A 15,311-nucleotide genomic window follows, 5' to 3' on the forward strand; every position below is an offset into this window, starting at 1 on the left:
CCCTTGTAAATGAACGGCTTAACTTTTACTGGGGTAGACCACCCCGGGCTGGCTGTTGCCAATATCGAAGGATTGACCGAGTGGTACTGCACCGTTTTGGGCTACACGCGCTGGTTTGAATACCGCAATGAGGCCACCGGCAAAGTGGTCTGGATGCTGCGGGGCCCGGACAACTCGCTGCTCGAAATCATGCCCCGCGACGACACCCCGCGCCCCAAGCGCACCACTTGGACGCCCGGCTGGTCGCACCTGGCCCTGCGCATCACGGACCTGGACCAAGCCATGCGCCATCTCGACGAGCACGGCGTGCAGTGGGGCGGCGAAGTAATGCCCGCCATTGGCGGTGGCCGCGTCCGCAATTTCTACGACCCCGAAGGCAACATGCTGCAGCTCCTGGAGCGTGGTCCGCTGGAATAACCTCACCCCCGGCGCCGCGCACAATCCCCAACAATAACAACCTCATTTCCCACCCATGAGCACCCTCCTTTTCACCGGCAATCAAACCTTCCGTGTTGAGCCCACAGCCGCCGTGCCGCCCGCTCCCGGCGAGGTGCAGCTGCAAGTTGCCTACTGCGGCGTGTGCGGCACCGACGTGCACCTCTACCATGGCGCCATGCCGCACCGGCTTTCTCTGCCGCAAGTAATCGGCCACGAAGTCTCGGCCGAAATCGCGGCTATTGGCGAGGGTGTGAGCGGGTGGCAGGTGGGCGACCGCGTGACGGTGCGCCCCCTGCAGCCCGGCACCGAAGACCCCTCCGATAACGGCCAGCACCACATCGGTAAAAACCTCAAGTTCATCGGCATCGACACGCCCGGCGGCATGCAAAGCCATTGGAACGTGCCGGCCCACACCCTGCACCGTCTGCCCGATAGCCTGCCCCTGACGCTGGGCGCCATGATTGAGCCGCTGGCCGTGGCCTGCCACGACGTGCGCCTGGGCCGGGTACAGGCCGGGGAATACGTCGTGGTCATCGGCGGCGGCCCCATCGGCATTCTCATTGCGCTGGTGGCGCGGCAGAAGGGCGCGCGGGTACTCGTTTCGGAAGTAAACGCTGCCCGGCTGGAGTTGGCACACTCCCTGGATTTGGATACCGTCAACCCGAGTACCTCGGACCTGGTAGCGGAAGTGGAGCGCTTCACCAGCGGCGCCATGGCCGATGTGGTGTTCGAAGTATCGGGCGTGGCGGCCGGCGTAGCCGCCATGACGCAGTTGCCCCGTGCCCGCGGCCGCATGGTGATGGTGGCCATCCACGCCGAGCCCAAGCCAGTCGATTTGTTCCGGGTGTTCTGGCGCGAGCTGCAGCTCATCGGCGTGCGCGTGTACGAGCCCGAGGACTTCGAGGAAGCCATTGCCCTGGCCGAAAGCGGCGCGCTGCCGCTGGAGGAACTCATCACGCAAGTCGCGCCGCTCGCCGAGGCACAGTCGGTATTCGACGCCATCGACCGCAACCCGGCGGGCATGAAATACCTGCTTCAGTGCTCATGAGCAGGCCTCGACGCTAGCCAGCATCTCAACCGTGCACCGACGCGGCGCTTGTACCCTTAGGCCTTTCCTTCCATGAAACCTACGCTTTTCCTTCTGCTCCTGCTCTCCCACACGGCCTTTGCCGGAACGTGGTACGTGGCTGGCACCGGCAACGACGCCAACAACGGCAAAACCCGGAAAACGGCTTTCCGCAGCCTGCAAAAGGCTGCCGATTTGGTGAACCCCGGCGACGTGGTGCTCATCAGCGACGGGGTCTATTCCAACGACAACACCGGCGACGGCGGGGCCGTGGTGTCGGTGGAGCGCTCGGGCCGGCCCGATGCGTGGATTACGTGGAAGGCGGCCCCCGGCCAGCGCCCCGTGGTGCACCCCATTGGCTGGACGGGCATTCAAATCCGCAGCTCGTATCACGTGTTCGAGGGGCTGACGGTGATGGGCAACAACGACGCCATTTCGCTGGACGAAGCCAAGGCCGACGCCAAGAATGCCAAGGCCAACCCCTACTTCAACACCAACGGCATTTGCTTCGATGGCCGCCAGAACCCGCCAAATGCCATGCCCCACCACGTCGTCATTCGCCGGTGCGTGGTAGGCAAGTGCGCGGGCGGCGGCATCACCGGCCTAAAAATCGACTACCTCACCATTGAGGATTGCCAAGTGTTCAACAACGCTTGGTTTATGCGCTACGCGGGCTCCGGCATCACCTTGCTGGAAAACTGGGCGCACGACGACTCGCCGGGCTACCACATCATCATTCGGCGCAACCTAGTGTGGAACAACAAAACCCAGGTACCCTGGGACCGCACCGGCAAGCTCAGCGACGGCAACGGCATCCTGCTCGACGTGACCGACCAACCCACGGCCACGCCCGGCGCCACCAACCCCAACGGCGACGCCATTGTGGCCCCGGCCGCCGCGCCCAAGCCCGAAGAAGCCAAGCGCCCTGAGTGGAAAGGCCGCGCCCTGATTGCTAACAACGTGAGTGCCTACAACGGCGGCTCGGGCATTCACACCTTCCGCACCAAGCACGTCGACATCGTCAACAACACCACCTACTGCAACGGGCAAGTGGTGGGCTACGAGGAGTTGTTTGCCAACCGCTCCGAAGACGTGGTTATCCTCAATAACATCATCGTGCCTAAGCCCGGCGGCAAGGTTACGGGCAACAACCGCAACACCAACATTCGCTGGGACTACAACCTCTACCCCGCGGCCCAGCAGGTAATGAGCGGCCCGCACGACCTCGTGGCCGACCCCGGGTTTCTCAACGCCCAAACCGACCTGAGCAAGGGCAATTTCCGCCTGGCCAAAGGCAGCCTCGCTCGCGACTCCGGCTGCGACGAGCTGCCCCAGCCCACCGACCTCGTGGGCAAGAAACGCCCGCAGCGCGGTGCCCGCGACCGGGGTGCTTACGAGCAGTAAGCACTTCCGTGGCCCGTGGGCGCCCACCAGCGCAGCTCGCCGCCAGCCCGCTCCTAAAGCGGCCCCAGGGTAGCAGTCGAGTTTACCGCCCCCACCTCCCTCCCACTTATTCAACCCTGCTTTATGCTTCAAAGACGACAATTCCTACGGGATGCCGCCCTGCTGGGGGCTAGCTTCACGCTGGCTCCTTTTGCGGATTATGCGCAGGGCCTGGGACCGGCTGCGCCGTTCATCTCGCAGCGCCCGGCGCTGAAGGACCGGCGGTTTACCAGCAAGGCCATTGAAGCGCAAATCAGCAAGGTCCAGAAAAAAATCAAAGACCCAGAGCTGGCCTGGATGTTTGCCAATTGCTTCCCCAACACCCTGGACACCACCGTGACGGTGGGCGAGGTGAACGGCAAGCCCGACACCTACGTGATAACCGGCGACATCGACGCCATGTGGCTGCGCGATTCGTCGGCGCAGGTGTGGCCCTACCTGCCGTTTATGAAGCAGGACCCGGCACTGGAACGCCTCATCACCGGCGTCATCAACCGGCACGCCCGCAACGTGCAGATTGACCCCTATGCCAACGCCTTTTACCAGGACGCCAGCCGCACGGCGGAGTGGCGCAAAGCCGAAACCGACATGAAGCCCGGCGTGCACGAGCGGAAGTGGGAAGTCGATTCGCTGTGCTACGTCATCCGGCTGGCGCACGGCTATTGGAAAGCGGGCGGCGACCCGGCGTGCTTCAATAAAGACTGGCTGGCATCCATGCAGCTCATCGTGAAGACGTTCAAGGAGCAACAGCGCAAGGAAAACCCCGGCCCGTACCACTTTCAGCGCGTCACCAAGTGGCCTTCGGACACCGCCGCCGCCGCCGGCAACGGCAACTTGGCCAAGCCCAACGGCCTCATCTGCTCGGTGTTTCGGCCCTCGGACGACGGGACGGTGTTTCCGTACCTGATTCCGTCCAATTTCTTCGCAGTGAAGTCGTTGCGGCAGCTGGCGGAGATGACAGCCGCCCTTTTTCAGCAGATGGATTTCGCGGCCGAGTGCACGGCCCTGGCCGACGAAGTGCACGCGGCCCTGAAGGAACACGCGGTTATCGAGCACAAGAAATTTGGCCGGATGCTGGCCTACGAAATCGACGGCTCGGGCTCGTTTTATTTGATTGACGATGCCAACGTGCCGAGCCTGCTTTCGCTGCCCTACCTGGGCGCCATCGGGCCCGAAGACGAGGAAATTTACCAGAACACCCGCCGCTTCCTGCTCTCCCACGGCGACAACCCCTACTACGCCAAGGGCACGGTAGCCGAAGGCATTTCCGGCCCCCACGCCGGCAAGGACAACATCTGGCCCATGAGCGTCATCATGCGGGCCCTGACCTCTAACCGGGACGAGGACATCCTGAATAGCCTGAAAACGCTGAAGGCCACGCACGCGGGCACCGGCTTCATGCACGAGTCCTTCAACAAGGACGACGCCAGCAAATTCACCCGCAAGTGGTTTGCCTGGGCCAACACCCTGTTCGGCGAGTTCATCGTCAAAATAGCCGATGAGAAACCCTATTTATTGAGCCGGCCGGTTTAGCGGTCCGGCTGCTGTATTCTTTCAAATTCTTCCATGGCATCTGTCTCCCCTACCCTTTCAAGCCCGCCCGTTACGGGCACCCACCCGCAGGCACGCTACGCGTCGGCGCTGAGCGCCGTGACCACGCTGTTTTTCCTGTGGGGGTTCATCACCTGCCTCAACGACATTCTGATTCCCTACCTCAAGGCCATTTTTCAGCTTTCCTTCGCGCAGGCCAACCTGATTAACCTGTGCTTTTTTGGGGCGTTTTTCCTGGTGAGCATTCCGGCGGGCAAGCTGGTGGCCCGCATCGGCTACAAGCGCGGGATGCTGGTGGGTTTCGGGGTGGCGGCGGTGGGCGCGTTCTTGTTTTATCCGGCGGCGGCGCAGCGGGTGTACGGGCTGTTTCTGGGGGCGCTGTTCGTGCTGGCTTCGGGCATCACGGTGCTGCAGGTGGCGGCCAACCCGTACGTGGCCATTCTGGGCCCGGCGCGTTCGGCGTCGGCGCGGCTCACGCTCACGCAGGCGTTCAACTCGCTGGGCACATTTTTGGCGCCGCTGCTGGGCAGTGCCCTCATTCTAAGCCACCTGCCCCAGCTGGACACGGCCGCCAGCGCGGCAACCATCGACGTAACGGCCGTGCAGGTGCCCTACCTCGTCATTGGCACCGTGCTGCTGCTCATCAGCCTGCTGCTGAGCCGGGTCAACCTCCCCCAAATCACGCACGCCGCGGCCGACGCCCCAGCCGCCGACGCGTCCCAGGCCTGGCACTACCGGCACCTGGTGCTGGGCGTGGTGGGCATCTTCGCCTACGTGGGCGCCGAGGTGGCCATCGGCTCGCACATTGTAAGCTACCTGGCCTTGCCCGACGTGCTGGGCCTGTCGCCGAAAGCGGCCGGCGACCGGGTGGCGCTGTACTGGTTTGCCGCCATGGTGGGCCGGTTTGCCGGGGCGTATCTGCTCAACAAGTTCTCGCCCGGCAAGCTGCTGGCCTTCAACGCCGTGGGCGCCATTGCGCTGGTGCTGGTTTCCATCAACAGCACGGGCGCGGTGGCCATGTGGGGCCTGCTGACCGTGGGGTTGATGAACTCGCTCATGTTCTCGACCATCTTTACGCTGGCCGTGGCCGGGCTCGGCCGCCACACCGAGGCCGCCTCCGGGCTGCTGTGCACGGCCATTGTGGGCGGGGCGCTGGTGCCGATGCTGTTTGGCTTCGTGGCCGACCAGGGCGGCCTGCGCCTGGCGCTGCTGCTGCCGGTGCTTTGCTACGCCTACATCGTCTGGTACGGGCTGCGCGGCAGCCGCCGGGCGGTCATGCCCGCCACGGCGGCGATTTAGAATATTAAGCCGGCGGTGCTTCGGTATGGCCCCGCCTTTCCGCCTTCTGCATGTCGTTCCCGGCAATGATTGCCCAGTCAGTTCGGCTTGCCGCTGGCGGTAGACCTTCCCAATATCCGTCGACGGTGGGGCTTTCCCAAACCGGCAAAGCGCTTGGACACGGTCATGATGGCTCTTACTTATCGCTACCTATGTCGATAAAGAATAAGCCACCGTTTCGGGTAGCCTATCCTTGCAGATAAGATATGATAAGTAAAGGTTATCATACCTTATCTTAGTTGCGGCGGGCGTGGTTAACAATGGCGGGGGTACCGCCAAGCCTGCTTTGCCACTGGTGAAAGACTGACGATGGGGTTCACGACCCCGAGGGGGGCTGAGGGAGAACGGGCGTGGTCGGGGCGGGCGGCGCTTCCTGGCGCAAGGAGTCGTTGTCCCAGCCTTCGTCTACTTCCCGTAGGTTTGCGTTGGCCGCGTCAAAATGCAGGAGCGCTTGCAGCTCCTGGATGCGCTGGCGGGCGGTGCTGAAATAGGTTTTGCGGTCTTTGCGCACGGCCGCCAGCTCGCGCAGGGCCCGCTCGTCGTGGCGCAGGAAGGTGCGGGCGGCGCGTTGGGCGTGGTAGGCGCGCACGCCCAGCAGCCGCAGGGCGTCCACGCCCAGGCGCAGGGAACTGTCCACGGTTTCGCGGTACACGTGGGCCAGGCCGGCGTCGATGAACTCGTAGGCGTCGGCGCGGTCGTGGGCCCGCACCAGGATGCGCAGGTGGGGAAAGTGACGCCGCACGAGCGTCACGAGCGCCAGCGTCCGCTCCGCCGAATCCAGGGCGAGGATGAGGACTTTGGCTTGGCTGGCCCCGGCTGCGTGCAGCAAGTCGTACCGGGAGGCGTCGCCGTAGTACACGGGCATGCCCAGCTGCCGCAGCGTTTCCACGCGGTCGGCGTCAAAATCCAGTACGGTGGTGCCGATGTCGTTGGCGCGTAAAAAACGCCCCACGACGTTGCCGTACCGGCCAAAGCCGGCGATGATGACGGGGTTCTTTTCCGCAATCGGATCGGCCGCTCGCTCAGGGGCAGCCGACGGCCCGAAGCGGGGCTGAAGCACCCGCTCGTTCAGCAGGAACACCAGCGGCGTCAGTGCCATGCTGAGGGCCACCACGGCCGTGGCAATGCTGGTGAGACTAGCGGGCAAAATGCCGTTTTGGGAGCTAAAGGACAGCAGCACGAACGCAAATTCCCCCACCTGGCTCAGGCCTAGCGCCAGCGTTACGTTCTGGGCCCGGTTGCCGGTGAACCGTTGCCCCAGAAGTAATAGCACCGCCGTTTTGACCAGCATAATGGCCCCCACCGCCCCGGCTATCAGCCCGGAGTTTTCCCGAATCAACTTGAAGTCGATGGCCGCGCCCACCGACATGAAAAATAACCCCAGCAACAAGCCTTTGAAGGGGTCGATGTCGCTCTCGATTTCGTGCTTGTACTCGCTGGTAGCCAGCACCACGCCCGCGACAAAGGCGCCCAGCGCCGGGCTCAGCCCCACCAACTCCATGAGCAGCGCCACGCCGCCCACCAGCAACAACGCCGTGGCAATAAATACTTCGCGCAAGCCGCTGCGGGCCACCAAGCGGAACACGGGCCGCATCCCGTACTTGCCCAGCCCCACCACGCCCGCGACCGCCGCCACCAACGCCAGGGCGCGCACCCCGCCCGGGGCGGCGGCCAACCAGTTGTGGTCGGCAGCAGCCCCACTGGCCGCGGCGGGCTGCGTCGCCAGCAAGGGCAACAGGGCCAGAATCGGGATGACGGCAATGTCCTGGAACAGCAGCACGGCGAACGTGCCTTGCCCGGCCGGGGTGCCCAACTGGTGCTGCTCTTTGTAGGTCTGCAGCACAATCGCCGTCGACGACAGGGCCAGAATCAGGCCCAGGGCCACCGCCGATTGCCACGCGATGCCGGCCACCAGGGCCAGCCCGGCCAGGGCCAGCGCCGTCACGACCACTTGCAGGCCACCGAGCCCGAGAATCGGCGTGCGGAGCTTCCAGAGCACGGCCGGCTCCAGTTCCAGGCCCACCAGAAACAGCATTATCACGACGCCAAACTCCGCCACGTGCATGACGTCCTGGCCCTCCGCGCCGACCAGCCCCAGCCCGGCCGGCCCAATGGCCATCCCGGCCAGCAGGTACCCCAGCACCGAGCCCAACCCAAAGCGCTTGGCCAGCGGCACAAACAGCACCGCCGCCGCCAGGTACACCAACGCTTGCAGCAAAACAGCTTGACTCATAAAGCATGGAATTAGTGGGCCAAATCGGTAAGAAAGGGTGCCTGGGCGGCGGCGTATTCCGCGGCCTGGCCGGTGGCCAGCAGCGTGAGCAACGCGCGGTAGCGGGCGCCCGCGGCCTCAATTTCCGCCTCCGTGATGCGCAGCGAGCCGTGCACCACGAAGGGCGGCAGGTACTCCATCCGGCAGAGCCGGGCCGTTTGCTCGAAGGGAACGAGCAGCTGCTGAATGGTGTAGCGGTTAGCGCCCGTTTCCTGGTAGGCTTCCCGCTGGCCGCCGGTAGTGATAACGCTCAACATACGCTTGCCCGCCAAAGCATTGCCGGTGCGCCCGTAGGCCCAACCGTGTTCCAGCACCAAATCTTCCCACTGCTTTATCAAGGCCGGCGCGCTGTACCAGTAAAACGGGTGGTGCAACACCACGTAGTCGTGGGCCAAGAGCAGCTCCTGCTCCCGGTTCACATCGATGTCAAAGTCGGGGTACTGCTCGTACAAATCATTGACCGTCACAAAGTCCAACGACTCCACCGCCGCAATCAGCCGCCGGTTCACCCGGGACTTCTCCAGCGCCGGATGCGCAAATTGAACCAGAATACGAGCCATATGACGCAAATAAGGAAAATCGTAAATCTCGGACAAGTTATATGGTTCACGGCGAGCGACAGCAGTGCGGGGCCTGCACACCGTCGACAGCTAAATAAAGTCACCAGGCGAGTCGGTTAGTACGGCAGGATTAGTTCATGCAATTGCAGGGCGAGAAATAGTGTTGGTGCAAAACCAATTCAGGCACTTATGGCTCCCGTAATGCTCTGTTGCGTTAAACCGGCGCGACCTTATAAGTATTTGATAGTTCAAAAAACACTCGCGACTGAGTTGCCCGCCGGACACTTGTTGCCTGCCACTGCCTAAGAGCAGTTTGATAAACCGGGCACACCCCTTGGTCTGGCTACTACTCACTGGTCGAAATGTATTTCGCGAAGTGGTGAAGTTTAGTTACGGGCTGTAGGGCATATTGGCTTGCTCTTCACCCAGAGTTGCCCTGTGGCACCTACTATGGTCAGCGGGTGGAAATGTGTTAATCGAGAGAACCACGTAAAGCTTTATTAAACAATTGCTTGGTGCAGGTAGCTTTTGCTGACGCCAAGCTTTTTCATGCGCGCTTCCAGTGTCGTGGCTTTAATGGCGAGCAACTCCGCGGCCCCCCCGCTGCCGCGAATGCGCCCGCCGGTGTAGCGCAGGGTGGCCAGGATATGCTGTCGCTCCATTTCATCGAGGCTAAGCTGGCGAAATACTGCTGGGCGGTCGGCTTCAGATACTGGCGCCGGGGCGGCGGCCAGTGGCCGGGCCAGCTCCAACAGGGGCTTCGTGGAGACAATAACGGCCTGCTCCAGCGTGTGCTGCAGCTCGCGAATGTTGCCGGGCCAGTCGTAGGCCATGAGCTCGTGCATGGCTTTGGGCGCGATGCCCTTGTGGGGCTTGCCCATCTTCTTGGCAAACTGAAACAGGAAGTGGGTGGCCAGGGCCGGAATGTCTTCGCGCCGCTCCCGCAGCGGGGGCAGCAGCAGGGGAAACACTAGCAAGCGATAGTACAAATCCTGCCGGAAGCGGCCGGCCTGCACTTCCTGCTGCAGGTCGCGGTTGGTGGCGGCAATAATGCGCACGTCGGTGCGAATCGGGCCTTTGCCCCCCACGCGCTCCACTTCCCTCTCCTGCAGCACGCGCAGCAGCTTGGCTTGCAGCTCCAGGGGCAGCTCGCCGATTTCATCCAGGAAGATGCTGCCGCCGTCGGCCAGCTCGAATTTGCCGATGCGCCGCTCGTGGGCGCCGGTAAAGGCGCCCTTTTCGTGGCCGAACAGCTCCGACTCAATTAGTTGCGCGGGCAGGGCCGCGCAGTTTACTTTCACCAGCAAGCGGTTCTTGCGGGGCGAGAGGTTGTGCAGGGCGCGGGCAATGAGTTCTTTGCCAGTGCCGGTTTCGCCGCCAATGCACACAGTCGTATCGGTGGCCGCCACCTGGCTGACTTGCTGGAACACAGCCAGGATGGCGGGGCTGGTGCCAATGATTTCCTCGAAGTTGTGGGTAGTCTTGATTTCGTCCTGCAGGTAGCTGTTCTCCTCGGCCAGCTGCTGCTGCAGGGTGGCAATTTCGGCAAAGGCGAACCGGTTGCCCAAGGCAAGGGCCATCTGGGCGGCCAGGGCCTCGATTTTGGCCACGTCGGCGGCGGCAAAGCCGTAGGCGAAGCGGTGGGCCAGCAGCAAGCCGGCGGCCACCAGCCCGTTCACCCGCAGGGGCACGAGCAGAAAAGCCCGCATGGCCTGGGCCTGGTGCAGATAGTGCAGCAAGCCGCTGGCACCCAAGACGGGGGGCACTTCGTCGCCTACGTACAGCCGGGTTTGGGTTGCCAGGGCCCGCAGCTCCTCGAAGCCGGCGGCCAGGGTTTCGGCGGGCAGGTGGCGCAACACCTCGGCCCGGGGCAGGGGCTGAAACCGCCCGCCCTCCTTGACCACGGCCACGTCGGCTTCGACCCCCGCGGCGTGGGGCGGCAGCAGGCACAAATGCACCAGGTCGCAGGGCACCAGCGAATCGATGGGCGCCGCCAAGCTACGCACCAGCTCGTTGAAGGGTTGGTCGCTGGTTAGGGCATTGGTGGTGGCCACCTGGGAGGCTTTTTCGCGGCGCTGCTGGTCCAGGCGCTCAAAGGCCAGCAGGTTGTCGAGGGCCAGCGTAATCTGAGGAAGGAGGTGCTGCAGGGTCGCGTAGTCAACTTCCTGGAAATCCTCGGGGCCGGGGCCGGATACAACAATGGAGGCCTCGGCTCCGGCCAGCTCGCTTAGCGAGAGGCGCAGGTGGGAGTGCACGCCAAACTGCTCGCGCACGAAGGCATAGAGCGGATACTGCCGGCACAAGTCCTCGAACGCGGCCCCGGCAAACACGCCGGGCGACTCAAACAAGGCCCGGCGCTGCGGCGGGCTAAGCGCGGGCGGAAACAGTTGCTGCACCTCGCGCTGGATGGACACGAACTGGCCGTCGGGCTGGCGGCGCAGCGTGGCCTGGAAGCGGGTCTCGTCGGCGGGCGACCAGATGCAGAGCACGAACAAGGAAAAGGGCACCAGCTGATTCATTTGCTCGGCCAAGGTCCGGCATAGGCTTTCGCGGTTCTTGCTGCTGACCAAGGCATTGTTGACCGCTAGCTGCATGGTCTTCTCCTGCTCGCGGGCCCGCAGCTCCTCGTTAGCCAGAATGTTGGCCACCGCCACGGCCACTTGGTCGGCTACCGCCTGGAAAATGAAGTGGTTGATGGTGCTAAGGTGGCCTTTGCGCTTGCTGTTGATGTTAAATAAGCCCAACAACTGGCCCCCGGCCCGTAGCGTCGTGGCCAGAACCTCCTGCTGCTCGTCGGCCAGTTCGGTCGACAAATAGGTAGCCTCTGACCACTGTTCGGCCAGAGCGGGCGTGAGGGAGTATACCAAGGGATGCCCGGCCGCCGTCACCTCGCGGGCGGCGTGCTCCAGCAAGGAGCCGCCCCAAGCAAACCGATGGTCGGCGGTTTGCTTAGCGGCGATGTCGGGCGAGAGCACGTCGGCGTACTGGGCCACCCAATCGTTGTAGTGCCGTCCGTCGGACCCCAAGACCGCTAGGCCCGCGTCGTCGAAGTCAAACAGCGGCCGCACCTGCTCAAAGAGGAGCCGCAACAGTTGGGCTTTGTTGTTGATGGTGGCAATGACGTTGCTGATGGCCAGCAACACGGTCTTCTCTTGCTCGCGCGTCACAATCTCCTCGTTGGCCAGGATATTGGCCACGGCCACGGCTACCTGATTGGCAAGGTTGCGAAACAAGGGATGGAACGTGGTTCCCAGGTTTTTATCCTGGGTGTTGTGCAGAATAAACAACCCTATCACCTGCCCGGCGTGCTGGAGCGAGAACACCACCGACTGCTCGATGCCGAGCTGGACTTGCAGCCGCAATCCCGGTCCCTGCGGAAACTGCTCGATTAACTCTGCCGGCCGGTAGGTAAGCGGCACTTCCGAGGCCAAAGCCTTTTCGATGAAGTCGTTGAAGGGCCGGGGACGCTGGGCTTCCTGGTAGAGCGGGTTGTGTTCCAGCGGTTCATCAGCAATGATTAAGAAGTGCCGGTACGCCCGGGCCAAGTGGTCAATGACTAGCACGGAAGCATAATCGTAGCCAAGCACCGGGCGTAGCTGCTCGTTGAAGATGCGAAACAGCTCCTCTTTACCGCGCACCGTGGCAATGGCTTCGCTGACGGCCAGTAGTAAGGCTTTTTCCTGCTCACGGGCCCGTAATTCTTCGTTGGCCAGGATGTTGGCCACAGCCACGGCCACCTGGTCGGCGATGGTTTGCACCAGGTGGAATTGCGCGGGCGTGAAATGATTTTCCGTCACCGAGTTGAAAAACAGGATTCCTAACTCGCCCTGGTCGGTCCGCAGCAGCGCCCCTACCGATTCCTTGTAGCCCACCTCCCGCAGCACAACGAACTGCGGATAGTCCGGAAACTGTGCAATAAGCTCCTCGGTGTAGGCAAACACGCGCGGGCCCGGTGCCGCCCGCAGTTGGCCCACGGCGTACTCCATGGCCGAACCAGGATACGGAATACGGCCTGCGTCGGCGGCTCGCAGCTTCACGTTGGCTTCCGAAGGGCTGACATCCGGTAGGGTGACGGCCCAATCCTCGATAAACTGCTGCGATTTGTCCAGTACGAAAAGCCCGGTGTCGTGAAACCGCAGCAGGGGGCGCACTTTCTCGAACACCGTTTGCAACAACTGATTCTTATCGCGAATCGTGGCTAGCGCCTCGCTGATGGACAGCAATACGGTTTTTTCCCGTTCCCGCTCCTGCAATTCCGCGTTGGCCAGAATGTTGGCCACGGCCACCGAGAGCTGCTCGGTGATGCTTTGAAACAAGCGGTACTGCACGGGCTGGAATTGCCCAGGCTGCCGGGCATTGACCACGAAGCAGCCGAAGGCTTGGCCCCCGGTTTGCAACAAGCCCGCCAGCCCTTCACAGTAACCGAGTTGCCGCAGGGTTTCCAGCAACGCCGCGTCGGAAAAATGCGTGTTGTCGGCCCGGTAATCAAACAACACCGGGCCCGGGGCCGCCGTCATTTGCTGCACGAGCCACTCCACCGCCGAGCCGGGGTAGGGCAAGCCGCCGGCATCGTAAATACCGGCCTGGTGCAGGTGGTGGTTTACCTCAGAGTCGTCGACGGTGGGATGGATGGTTGCCAAATCCAGGTAGCGCTGCCCTGGCTTGTCCACGACCAAAATGCCGCAATCGTAGAAGGGGAGCAGGGGTTTGATGCGGGTGAGAATGATGCCCAGCAAATCTTCTTGGTTACGCACCGTGGCAATGGCTTCGCTGATGGAGAGCAGGGCGCTTTTTTCGGCTTCGCGGGCCACGATTTCCTCGTGGGCCAGGATGTTGGAGACAACGACGGCCAACTGCTCGGTAATGGCTTGAAACAAAGGCAGGTCCTGGGCCGAATACCGGTCTGCCACCTTGGCGTTGAAGCACACCATGCCAAAGGTCCGCCCGCCCGTGACCAGGGGCCCGGCAATAAGTTGGCGGTAGCCCGTTTCCAGCATAAGCGGAAGTTGGGGGTGAGAATGAGTTTGAGCCAGTGCCTCCAAATCGTAGAGTCTCGGCCCGGGCTGTTGCATGATGTACTCGACGACCGAGCCCGGATGCGCAAATGGTCCCCGGCCAACCTCGGCCTCCAGCAGCCGCTCGTCGTCGGAGTCGAGGATGTAGTCGTCGGTGATTTCGGAGTGGGTCTGGGCCGGCTCATCCACGACAAACAGGCCGGCGCTGTCGTAGGGAAAAATGGGCCGGATGTCGTCGTAGATGACGCGGAAGAGCTGGCGCCGGTCCCGAATGGTGACCAGGGCGCTGCTGATGCGCAGCAGCGTGGCCTTCTCCCGCTCGCGGGCCAGAATCTCCTCGCGGGCCAGAACGTTGGCCACCGTCGTAGCCACGAGGCTGGCAAGTTGCTTGAACAGGGGGAACTGCCGGGGATGGAAGGCACCCGTTTCGCGGGCCCAGAAGCAGAGCATGCCAATGACGCGGCCGTTGTGCAGCAGCGGCCCGCCCAGGATTTCTAGCAGGCCGGTTTTTTGCAGGTAAGGGTAGTGCGGGTGGCCCGGCATGTTCGCTTGCAGCCAGGCCAGGGACTGAATGCGCGGCTCGTGCAGGAAGTAGTCGACGGCGGCGTGGGGGGGCAAAAAGCCGTGCACGCCGGCCTGGTGAAGCACGTTGGTCAGTGGCAGGCCTTGCAGCAGCTCTTCCACGGTGAAGTCGCGGTTGGTGCCATCGGGCCGCACCTCGAACAGGCCGGCGTCGGCGAAGGGCAGCACGGCCTGCACCTGGTCGAAGGTGACTTGCAGCAGCTCGCGTCGGGTGCGCGCCTCGGCCAGGGCTTCGGAGATGCGCAGCAGCTGGGTTTTCTCTCGCTCGCGGGCCGCAATTTCCTCATTGGCCAGGATGTTGGCTACGGCTACGGCTACCTGGTCGGCCACGGCCTGAAACAGCGGCAGCTGCGCCGGCTGGAAAAAATTGGTTTGTTGGGAATTGACGTAAAACATGCCAACGGGTCGCCCCCCTACTTGCAACAGGCCGGCCATGGCCCCGCGGTAGCCCTCCGCCAGCGCAATGCGGAAGAAGGGATAGTCCGGATGCCGCCGCTGCTCCTGCTCGAAATCGAGGATAAACGGGCCAGCCGCCGCCTGCTGCATGTGGGCAGCAATGACCGAGCCTGGGTGGGGGTGCCGCCCCAGGCCCGCCGTGCGCAAGGCCACGTTGCCTGCGGACGGGTCAATTTCGGGCAGCAGCACGGTCCAGTCGCTGTGGTGCCCCCCGTCGGCGTCGAGCACGAACAAGCCGCAGTCATGAAAACCAAACACCGGCTTGATGTGCTCGAACACGAGCCGCAACAGGTCTTGCTTGTCGCGCACCGTGGCGATGGCCTGGCTAACGGCCAGCAGCATGGATGTCTCCCGCTGCTGGGCCGGCCGCCGGTTGCCGTTGTGCAGGTTGGAGGTTTTGGCTTGCATAGCGCAATGACGATAGGTTGAAGCACCGAAAATACAAAACAGCCGAACAGGCCGAAAGTATACCCGCACGTTCTCCAATATATTGGAGTTCGGCCTGGAGAATTCCAATTAGCTGGAGCACGTTAAGCGCCCAACCAGTAGCCCTAAATGCCAATAAAGGCCCCCAGCAGTAGGCAGAAGGC

8 protein-coding genes are annotated in these 15,311 nt (G+C 63.0%); 5 read left to right on the top strand and 3 right to left on the bottom strand.

All coding sequences use genetic code 11. The features are described from left to right. Positions 1-9: 9 nt before the first annotated feature. From BMZ66_RS22650 to BMZ66_RS22670, 5 genes are all read left to right on the top strand, one after another. Positions 10-417, top strand: coding sequence for a VOC family protein (locus BMZ66_RS22650; RefSeq protein ID WP_092678659.1), 408 nt, complete (start codon positions 10-12; stop codon positions 415-417). A 55-nt stretch (positions 418-472) separates the two neighbouring features. After that, positions 473-1,486, top strand: a complete 1,014-nt coding sequence (locus tag BMZ66_RS22655) for a zinc-dependent alcohol dehydrogenase (protein WP_092678660.1) — start codon at positions 473-475, stop codon at positions 1,484-1,486. Positions 1,487-1,558: 72 nt separating this feature from the next. Further along, complete coding sequence (locus BMZ66_RS22660) at positions 1,559-2,908, top strand: right-handed parallel beta-helix repeat-containing protein (RefSeq protein WP_092678661.1); 1,350 nt, start codon at positions 1,559-1,561, stop codon at positions 2,906-2,908. Between the two features lie 123 nt (positions 2,909-3,031). Further along, a complete protein-coding gene (locus BMZ66_RS22665) occupies positions 3,032-4,480 on the top strand; it encodes a glycoside hydrolase family 125 protein (RefSeq protein WP_092678662.1) in 1,449 nt (482 codons plus the stop codon). 33 nt (positions 4,481-4,513) lie between these two features. After that, the gene (locus tag BMZ66_RS22670) at positions 4,514-5,797 is read left to right on the top strand and encodes a sugar MFS transporter (protein ID WP_092678663.1); all 1,284 of its coding nucleotides are present in this window, start codon (positions 4,514-4,516) and stop codon (positions 5,795-5,797) included. Positions 5,798-6,152: 355 nt separating this feature from the next. On the opposite strand, the gene BMZ66_RS22675 is transcribed toward BMZ66_RS22670, so the two are convergent. The 3 genes from BMZ66_RS22675 to BMZ66_RS22685 all read right to left on the bottom strand — a co-directional run bounded on the left by BMZ66_RS22675 (position 6,153) and on the right by BMZ66_RS22685 (position 15,129). Beyond that, a complete protein-coding gene (locus BMZ66_RS22675; protein WP_092678664.1) occupies positions 6,153-8,069 on the bottom strand; it encodes a monovalent cation:proton antiporter-2 (CPA2) family protein in 1,917 nt (638 codons plus the stop codon). Positions 8,070-8,080: 11 nt separating this feature from the next. Beyond that, positions 8,081-8,668, bottom strand: coding sequence for a glutathione-regulated potassium-efflux system oxidoreductase KefF (gene kefF, locus BMZ66_RS22680; protein ID WP_092678665.1), 588 nt, complete (start codon positions 8,666-8,668; stop codon positions 8,081-8,083). 500 nt (positions 8,669-9,168) lie between these two features. Continuing rightward, complete coding sequence (locus tag BMZ66_RS22685) at positions 9,169-15,129, bottom strand: sigma 54-interacting transcriptional regulator (protein ID WP_092678666.1); 5,961 nt, start codon at positions 15,127-15,129, stop codon at positions 9,169-9,171. Positions 15,130-15,311 lie beyond the last annotated feature (182 nt).

The organism is Hymenobacter arizonensis (genome assembly GCF_900115775.1).
Taxonomy (GTDB): domain Bacteria; phylum Bacteroidota; class Bacteroidia; order Cytophagales; family Hymenobacteraceae; genus Hymenobacter; species Hymenobacter arizonensis.